The following is an 8,190-nucleotide window of genomic DNA, read 5'->3' on the forward strand; positions in this document are numbered from 1 at the left end:
CCCCTGGATGCCGCGGCATTGGCCAGCAGCCGCGCCACCCGGCTGCGCTGCGCGCCCTCGCCCGGCGACGATGTCACCAAGATGGAAGGCACCAGCGGCCAGTCCGCCGGACGCTGGCCCGAACTGAACATGCGCCTGAGCGCAAGGCCGACGACGGCATCGGTCTTCTGGCTGGAGGCGGCGGCGCGCGCCCCGCCGAAAGGCCACCAGCGCCGGCCTGTGTCCGACTTTGCCGGCACCACGCCCAGCACCGGCGCGTCGATGGCCGACTGCATCTGGGCGCTGGAAAGCACCGTCGGCGAGGAATATTCGGCGATCAGCGCCAGACCGGTGCCGAGCCCAAGGCCGCCGAATATCGCGCCCAGCAACAGCAGCGGCAGAGGCGGCCAGCTCTTCTTCAAGGCGGGCATGGCGTTGGAGATGATGCGCGCATTGGTGCTGTCGACATTGATCTGCTCGCGCGTCTCCTGGGCGCGCTGGAGATAGTTCGAGTAGACGGAACGCAGCGCCTCGAGGTCGCGCTGCAATTCGCGCAGCCGCACCGAGGCCTGATCGGTGTCGAGCGACTTGCTCTTCATGCCGGCGACCTTGGCTTCCAGCGCCTGCTGGTTGGCCAGCGCCCGTTCGTAGTCGGTCTCGGTGGCGGTGGCGATGCGGCCAAGTTCGCGCGCGATCAGCTGGCGTGTGTCGCGCAGTTGCTGCTGGGCTGCGATCAGCGAGGGATGACGCGGCCCCAACTCCGTGCCGAGCTGCGAGACCTGGTCGACCAACGTCGCCTCCTGCGCCCGCAGGCTCGAGATCACCGCCGAGCGCATTGCTTCCGAAGTTGCGTCCGGCGTGCCGCTCTGCCGGCGCATCTGGTCGACCTGCGCCTTCAGCGCCGCGGTGCGGCTCTGCGCCGCCGCAAGCTGCGTGTTGATCTCGGTCAGTTCCTGGTCGCTGACCAGATTGCCTGCCGCCATCACCATGTTGTTGGCGGACTTGTAGGCTTCGACGGCGTTTTCGGCTTGCTGGACGCGCTTGCGCTGCTCGTCCAGCCGCGCGGTGATCGACTCGGAAGCGTCCTTGGCCATTTTCGCGCGCGCGCTCGCCTGGTCGACCAGGTAGGCCTGCGCGATGGCGTTGGCCAGGAGGGCGGCTTTGTCGGCGCTCTTGGCAGTGACGATGACGTCGAGGACCAGGACCTTGTCGGCCCGCTTCACCGCCAGGCGCCGGCGCAGCGCGTCGAGTGTCTGCACCGACCTGTCGCCTTCGGCTGATGCCGAACCGAGCAGGCGCGACAGCAAGCCCTGCCCATTGAATTCCGGATCCTGCGTCAGGTTTGTCGCCGCGATCGCCCGCATCAGCACGCCTGTCGACTGGACCACGCTGACCTGGCTCTCGACCTGCGTGATGCCGCCATCGGGTGAGATACGGCTGGGATTGACGTCGTTGGTGACCACCTGCAGGTCCTGCGGATCGATCAGGATTTCCGCCGCCGAGCTGTAGAGCGCCGGTGTGAATAGGCCGTAGAGCAGGGCGACCAGCGTCAGCAGTGCGACGGTGCCGAAGATCCAGAACCGGCGGCGCACCAGGATGCGCTTCAGATCGCCCAGTTCGACAGTGGAGGCTGCATATGATCCCGCGCGTGCCGGATCCGGGGAGTGTTGCTGAGGAACCATGGGCAGGGATGATTGCATGGCTGCCTCCGACAATACTCCATATGCCGGCAAGATCAGTTTGCGGCGCTAACCTAGCTATTCCTCCAACTGTTAAAACATTGTTAATTATGTTGAGAGGTGACGTGAATTTTGGCACGCGGTTTGCTTAAAAATATACATATCGAGGTGTTGGCTACGCAGCGAGCGGAGACGAATGCAAATGGGGTTACAATTTGACCGGACCGGTCTGGCCGGCAAGGCCGGGCACCGCCTTTTCGGACCTCCAACATGCAGATAAGCCTCCGCCTGGACGGCGACTGCGTCCGCGCCTTTCACGTCACGCTGCTGGAGCGCCTTGCCGCGCTCGAAGACGTCGAACTGTCCGTCGATGTCAGGCCGGCGGGCGGTGGCATTCCGCGCAGCGCCGCGGCCCTGTTTCAACTCGAAACGGCGATCCACGGACTGTCCCATGATGGACTGGCCAAGCGTGTGCCGCTTTCGGCGCTCGCGCCCTACCGGCAGTCCCCCGCTTCGCCTGACCTCGTCATCGACCTCTGCGGCGATGTCAGGCTGGAAAACACACGGATCTGGCGCGTCACCTATGACGGCGCCAGCGGCGAAGCGGCCTTGCTGGCCCTGATCCTCGCAGGTCGCACGCCGCTTGCCCGCATCGAGGAGAACGGCGTTGCGATCGCCGCCGGGCGTCTGGGCACCGAATATGGCGGCATCGCGCTGGCGTCCTTCCAGGATATGCTGGCGCGCACAGCAAGCCTGATCATAGCTGCCATGTCAGGCGCGGCAAAGTCCGTGCCTGATCTGCCCGAACCGGCGCAGGTGGGCGGCCCGCCGCCAATGCCCTCGGCGGGCAAGCTTGGGGTCAGGGCCGGCAAGGCGCTGGCGCGGCGGATCATCCAGAAGATCTATCACCTTTGCTACAACGCGCCGCACTGGAAGGTCGGCTGGCGGCAAACCGGGAGCCGCGATCTGTTCGAGCTGCGCGCGCATCCGGCGTCGGGTTGGCAAGAGTTGCCGGACGACGGCAGCCGCTTCTACGCCGATCCGTTCCCCATCCTCTACCAGGGCCAGCTGACCCTGTTCGTCGAGGACTATATCCATCGGCTCGGCAAAGCCATCATCTCCGCCGTTCCCTTCGGCCCGGCAGGCCCGCTCGGAAGGCCTGAACCGGTGTTGGAGCTGCCCTACCATCTCTCCTACCCCTTCGTCTTCGAGCGCGACGGCGAGGTCTGGATGGTGCCGGAAAGCTGCGCCAACGGCACGGTCGATCTCTACCGGGCCACAGCTTTTCCCGGCGGATGGGTCAAGGAGGCGACGCTTCTGTCCGGTGTCGTCGCCAGCGACGCCACGCTTGTCGAGCATGGCGGCGCCTGGTGGCTGTTCGCCACCGTCCGCGACGGCGGCGGCGCCTTCTCCGACGCGCTGCATCTGTGGTCGGCGCCGGATTTTCGCGGCCCCTGGACGCCGCACCCCAAAAATCCCGTGCTGATCGATATCGCCTCGGTGCGGCCGGCCGGCCGCATGGTCAGGCGCGGCAACGACCTGCTGCGCCCGGTCCAGGACTGCCGCAGGAGCTACGGCGCGGCGCTTGGCATCGCACGCATTTCTCACCTTGATTTGATCGGCATGGAGCAGGTCGTTGAAACCATCTTAAATCCAGGTGCGCTATGGAGTGGGCGTAAACTTCACACGCTCAACGAGGCTGGCGGCTTTGAGTTCATCGATGGCTCGGCGATCGCACCGCGCTGGAAGCAGCGGGCCCGCGATTAACCTAAACATTGGTTACTACCAAGCACGCGCGCCGGTTGCTTGCGGTTGATTTAGGTCCGGAAGATATTTTCTACCGGAGATTGTGAAACGCGCCGTTGCCATCAGAAAGAGCAGCAAAATGAGTATCTCAGAGGCTGGCCCGGCCCAAGTCGATGTGGCGATCGTCGGTGCCGGAATGGCCGGCACGACCTTGGCAATTCTGTTGGGACGAGCCGGCCGCAAGGTGGCGCTGATCGATCCGCACCGCGTCCACCACGAGGAATTCCGGGCCGAGAAGATCGGCATGGACCAGATGCTGCTGTTCGAAAAGCTCGGCCTCGATGCGACACTCAAGCGTCTCGTCACCTCCACGACCGACACGCATGTCTTTCGCCTCGGCCAGTTCTTCGCGCATGAGAAGAAGGCTGAATTCACATTCTCCTATGGCGCGCTGATCAATGGCCTGCGCGACGCCTTGCCTGCGCAAGTGCCGCTGACGGTCGGCAAGGTAACCGAAGTCTCGACTGGACCGGACCGGCAGCGGCTTGTGCTGGCCGACGGCACCGTCATCGATGCCCGCCTGCTGGTGGTGGCAACCGGTCACGGCGAGGCGGTGCGGCGCGCCGTCGGCGTCGAGCGTATCGAGCAATCGAAGGCGCATTCATTGTCGATGGGATTCGACCTCGCCATCTCGCCCAGCGATTTCGGTCATCAGTCCGTCACCTGCTACAGCAGGCGGGCCGCCGACCGTATCGCCTACATCAGCATCTTTCCCCTCGGCGACAAGATGCGGGCGAACATGTTCCTCTATCGCAATGTGGCCGAGCCGTGGACGCGGGCGTTCCGCCAGGAGCCGCAAAAGATGCTCTGCGAATTGATGCCCGAAATAGCCGTGCGATGCGGCAACTTCGAAGTCGCGAGTCCTGTCGAGGTCAGGCAGATCAGTCTGAGCACGACGCAAGGCCATCGCCGCGACGGGGTCATCTTCATCGGCGATGCTTTCTGTACCACGTGTCCGACGCCGGGCGTCGGCATCGGCCGCGTGATGACCGATGTCGATCAGCTCCATTCGGTTCACATTCCACGCTGGCTCGAAACTCCAGGCATGGCGGCTGACAAGATCAACGCCTTCTATGACGACCCGGTCAAGGTGGCTGCCGATGAGGATGGCATGCGGGTCAGTTACTATGCCAAGTCGATTACCGCCGACACCGGGCTGGAATGGCGCGTGCGGCGCCTGCGCAACAACACCGCGCGCCAGCTGATGATCATCGGCCGTAAGGTCCGGCATCTGGGACAACGGCGGGCACCCGTGGCCAATATGCGATAGGGCGCGACCAGTGGCGCCCTATCGCCGATATTGATTGCCCTTATAGGGCGAAGGCGTCAGTCGCCAACCGCTCAGGTTGCCGTCGGCGGAGGTGTCGATGGGGCAGTCTGGGCCGTGACACCCGAAAGCCTGTCGCGCTTCTGCAAGGTTGGTTTCTCGTATTTCTTCACTGTAAAGTGCCCTCCGAATTGATACGGCGCCAGCAGAACCAATTCCCTGCCCCATGTCAATTGTGCCATTACTGGTTCTTACGTCGTATCCACGCCATCGCGGTCAAACGATTCTTCACTGTTGCATTGCCGGCACATATCGGCTCCGACAGGTCACCTCATCCCAGCGCCAATCCCGCTCTCCTCGGCCGCGCGATGTTGTAAATCGTTTCATCCAAGGTATTTTGGCCATTGGGGAACAGAGGGAATAGTCATGTCCAACAGCGCCTTGCCGCTGGTCATCAGTGCGCCTGAACCACGCACGCTCGACCTGATCTTCACAGCCCGGCAGCTGGCGCGGCTCAAGGCGCACTATCGCATCGTCGAGACGACCGCTGACGGCGTCGCGAAACTGCCGGCCGACGTGCTGGCCGAGGCGCGCTATATCATCGGCCAGCCGCCCATATCGCCCGAAACGCTCGATCGGATGAAGACACTGCGCTGCGTCTTCAATGTCGAGACCAACCTCATCAACAATATGCCCTACGAGACGTTGTTCGCGCGCGGCATCCATGTCGTCACCACCGGCCTGGTGTTCGCCGAGCCGGTCGCGGAGCTTGGCCTTGCCATGGCACTCAATCTCGCCCGCGGCATCGTCGATGCCGACCTCGCCTTCCGCCAGGGACAGGAACTGTGGGGCGGCGACGGCAACCAGACGGCGCGGCTCTTGTCCGGCGCCGATGTCGGCATCATCGGTTTCGGCGATCTCGGCCGGGCGCTCAACCGGCTGCTGTCGGGCTTCCGCACCCGCACCAAAGTCTTCGATCCATGGCTGCCGCCATCGATCCTCATCGACAATGGCGTCGAGCCGGCCTCCCTCGACGAGGTGCTGTCGACCAGCGACTTCATCTTCGTCGTTGCCTCGGTGACCAGCGAGAACCAGGGTTTTCTCGGTGCCGACGCCTTTGCCGGCATGCGCAAGGGCGCTGCCTTCATCCTGCTCAGCCGCGCCGGCGTGGTGGACTTCCCGGCGCTGATGGCGGCGGTGAAGAGCGGCCACATCGTCGCCGCCAGCGACGTTTTTCCCGAAGAACCGCTGGCGCGGGACCATCCGGTGCGCGCCCTGCCCGGCTTCCTGCGCTCGGCTCACCGCGCCGGCGCGCTCGACATCGCCTTCAAGCGCATGGGCGATATGGTGCTGGAGGACATGGACCTGATCGACCGCGACCTGCCGCCGCTGCGCTCCAAACGCGCCGAGCGCGAGACGGTTTCGCGCATGCGTTCCAAGCCGGCCGACAGGAATTGAGGCGTGGATTTTCGTTCGGGTTGGCCGGCCCTCGACCAGGTCCGCTTGACAGGAGCGCGGCCGGCGATGACGCTGCCGCAATCGAACTTTGCGGAGGGAGGCCGTGACCATGAAGAAGATCTATGAAAAGCCGATGCTGCTCAAACGGCAGAAACTCTCCGCCGTGACGGCGCAGCAAGCCACTTCAGGAGTGACCGGTCCGATCGGCCCGACAGGCTGACGCCTCACGGTGTTCGATGAAGGTAGCATTGGACGCGCCCGCGGGTCGGCGGCGAGACGGCAGTCGCTCAAGGCGCAGCATCAGTGTTTATGGCTGCTCTTCGCTCTGCGGGCAACCGCTTCCATAAAAGAGCGGGCGGCAGCGTCACAGGCTGTTCTGGACGGTCCATTCGCGGACAGCACGACCTCCGCGGCCTTCCGCGACATGCCGTATTTCCGGGCGAAGACCGCAGCGTCGTAAGGTTCGTTTTCGGCCGGTGCCGCGGACGTGATCCTGGCCTTGGTCATTGGCGGGTCCGCCTGAAACTCTCAAGCAACTCGCCTTCATTGCGGCAGCCATTCTGGAACAGCGAAAACACCGTGGCTGCCAGAAGCTGCACGTCCGACTCCCCCGACATGCGATCAAATTTGCGCTCCAGGCAGACCCGATCGAAGACGCGCTGGCACAGTTGCAGATCGGAAGGATGGAGACCGGGATTGCGCTTACGAAGGCTCGACATAAGAAGCCCCTTTCGGAGCAGCGGCCACTTTTGATGCATGTCGTCCAAAAGTGACCTCGGCTTTGGGAGAACGACATGCATAAACAAAGACCCTAAAGCGCATCGCATAAATCGGATCAAACGCGATGCGCTTTAGACGCTGTGGGTCAAAAAATGAAATCGGGCTGAGCAAGAGTCAACATCGGCCTTCATCACAGTAACTATCGTACAATTCTCCCCCCGGTCCTCCCCCTTCTTCGAACGGTCCCCAGGCCCAGCGCGACATGGCGCTTTTCATTGGCCAGCGGATTTTATCGGCGTGATCCGGCGCTCTCATGAAATATGTCGGTTTTGTACCAAATGGCGTTTGGTACGTTTCCGACACTAACATTCAGGCCGATCTTTTCATATGCGAACAGGCGTTGGGGGGCGCCGTGCTTCGAATTTCATATCGCATTGATATCTTTCTGCGTTCAGAGCCCCTATACATAGGCCATCGTCCTCACGTTTTTACGGGCACGGACGGCTGGGAGATTGGATGGCTCTTGCCCTGCATTGGGCCACGCCATGTCTGATCCCAACAAAAACTCTGATCCCGACAAAAAACCCAATCCCGACGGGAACCATCCGTACCGAAACCAATTGCTGCGGCGCATGCCTGCGGATGATCTGGCGTTGCTCGAGCCGCACATGCAGCGCTGCGACTTGCCATTGCGCATGATGCTGGTGACCCCGAATGTTCCGATCGAGGCCGTCTACTTCATCGAACAGGGCATTGGTTCGGTGGTCGCCAGCACGGCAAGCGGCCAAGAGGCCGAAGTGGGCTTCATCGGCTTCGAAGGCATGACGGGATACTCCCTGGTGATGGGCGACGACCGTGCGCCGCATGCCTGTTTTGTCCAACTCGAAGGCGAAGCGATCCGCATCGAAGCCGGCGCTTTCAAGGCAGCTTTGGAGGCAAGTACGACCTTGCGCATGTTCCTGCTGCGCTTCGTCAACGCACTACAAACCCAGGCCGGCTGCACCGCGCTCGTCAACGCGCGGCTGAAGCTCGAGGAGCGGCTGGCGCGATGGTTGCTCATGTGCGACGACCGGGTGCCCGGCGAACATCTCGCCATCACCCACGAATTCCTGGCCATCATGCTTGGTGTCAGGCGGCCAGGCGTCACCGTCGCGCTTCAATTGCTCGAAGGCCGCGCGTTGATTCGCTCGAAACGGGGCGAGATCGTCATTCGCGACCGCGCCGGGCTGCTGGAACTCGCCAATGGCAGTTACGGCGAAGCCGAGGCCGAATATGCAAGGC

General features: G+C 63.1%; 7 protein-coding genes. 5 read left to right on the forward strand and 2 right to left on the reverse strand.

Annotation, left to right across the window (positions count from 1 at the left end; translation table 11 throughout):
* Positions 1-1,679 (reverse strand): GumC family protein (locus EN879_RS15490; RefSeq protein ID WP_127274118.1); only part of this gene is annotated, 1,679 nt, incomplete at its 3' end.
* 249 nt (positions 1,680-1,928) lie between these two features.
* Between EN879_RS15490 and EN879_RS15495 the strand changes: the two genes are divergently transcribed.
* The 4 genes from EN879_RS15495 to EN879_RS15510 all read left to right on the forward strand — a co-directional run bounded on the left by EN879_RS15495 (position 1,929) and on the right by EN879_RS15510 (position 6,409).
* Positions 1,929-3,425, forward strand: coding sequence for a hypothetical protein (locus tag EN879_RS15495; RefSeq protein WP_063168636.1), 1,497 nt, complete (start codon positions 1,929-1,931; stop codon positions 3,423-3,425).
* A 118-nt stretch (positions 3,426-3,543) separates the two neighbouring features.
* Entirely contained in the window at positions 3,544-4,734 is a 1,191-nt protein-coding gene (locus EN879_RS15500; RefSeq protein WP_013530602.1) for an NAD(P)/FAD-dependent oxidoreductase, read from the forward strand.
* 423 nt (positions 4,735-5,157) lie between these two features.
* The gene (locus EN879_RS15505) at positions 5,158-6,189 is read left to right on the forward strand and encodes a hydroxyacid dehydrogenase (RefSeq protein ID WP_063168637.1); all 1,032 of its coding nucleotides are present in this window, start codon (positions 5,158-5,160) and stop codon (positions 6,187-6,189) included.
* A 109-nt stretch (positions 6,190-6,298) separates the two neighbouring features.
* Positions 6,299-6,409, forward strand: a complete 111-nt coding sequence (locus EN879_RS15510; protein WP_082826510.1) for a hypothetical protein — start codon at positions 6,299-6,301, stop codon at positions 6,407-6,409.
* A 283-nt stretch (positions 6,410-6,692) separates the two neighbouring features.
* On the opposite strand, the gene EN879_RS15520 is transcribed toward EN879_RS15510, so the two are convergent.
* Complete coding sequence (locus EN879_RS15520; RefSeq protein ID WP_013530598.1) at positions 6,693-6,956, reverse strand: hypothetical protein; 264 nt, start codon at positions 6,954-6,956, stop codon at positions 6,693-6,695.
* A 585-nt stretch (positions 6,957-7,541) separates the two neighbouring features.
* On the opposite strand from EN879_RS15520, the gene EN879_RS15525 reads away from it, so the two are divergent.
* On the forward strand, positions 7,542-8,190 hold a 649-nt coding region (locus EN879_RS15525; RefSeq protein WP_164774422.1), incomplete at its 3' end, for a Crp/Fnr family transcriptional regulator.

The organism is Mesorhizobium sp. M7A.F.Ca.AU.002.02.1.1, from assembly GCF_003998535.1.
GTDB lineage: Bacteria > Pseudomonadota > Alphaproteobacteria > Rhizobiales > Rhizobiaceae > Mesorhizobium > Mesorhizobium ciceri.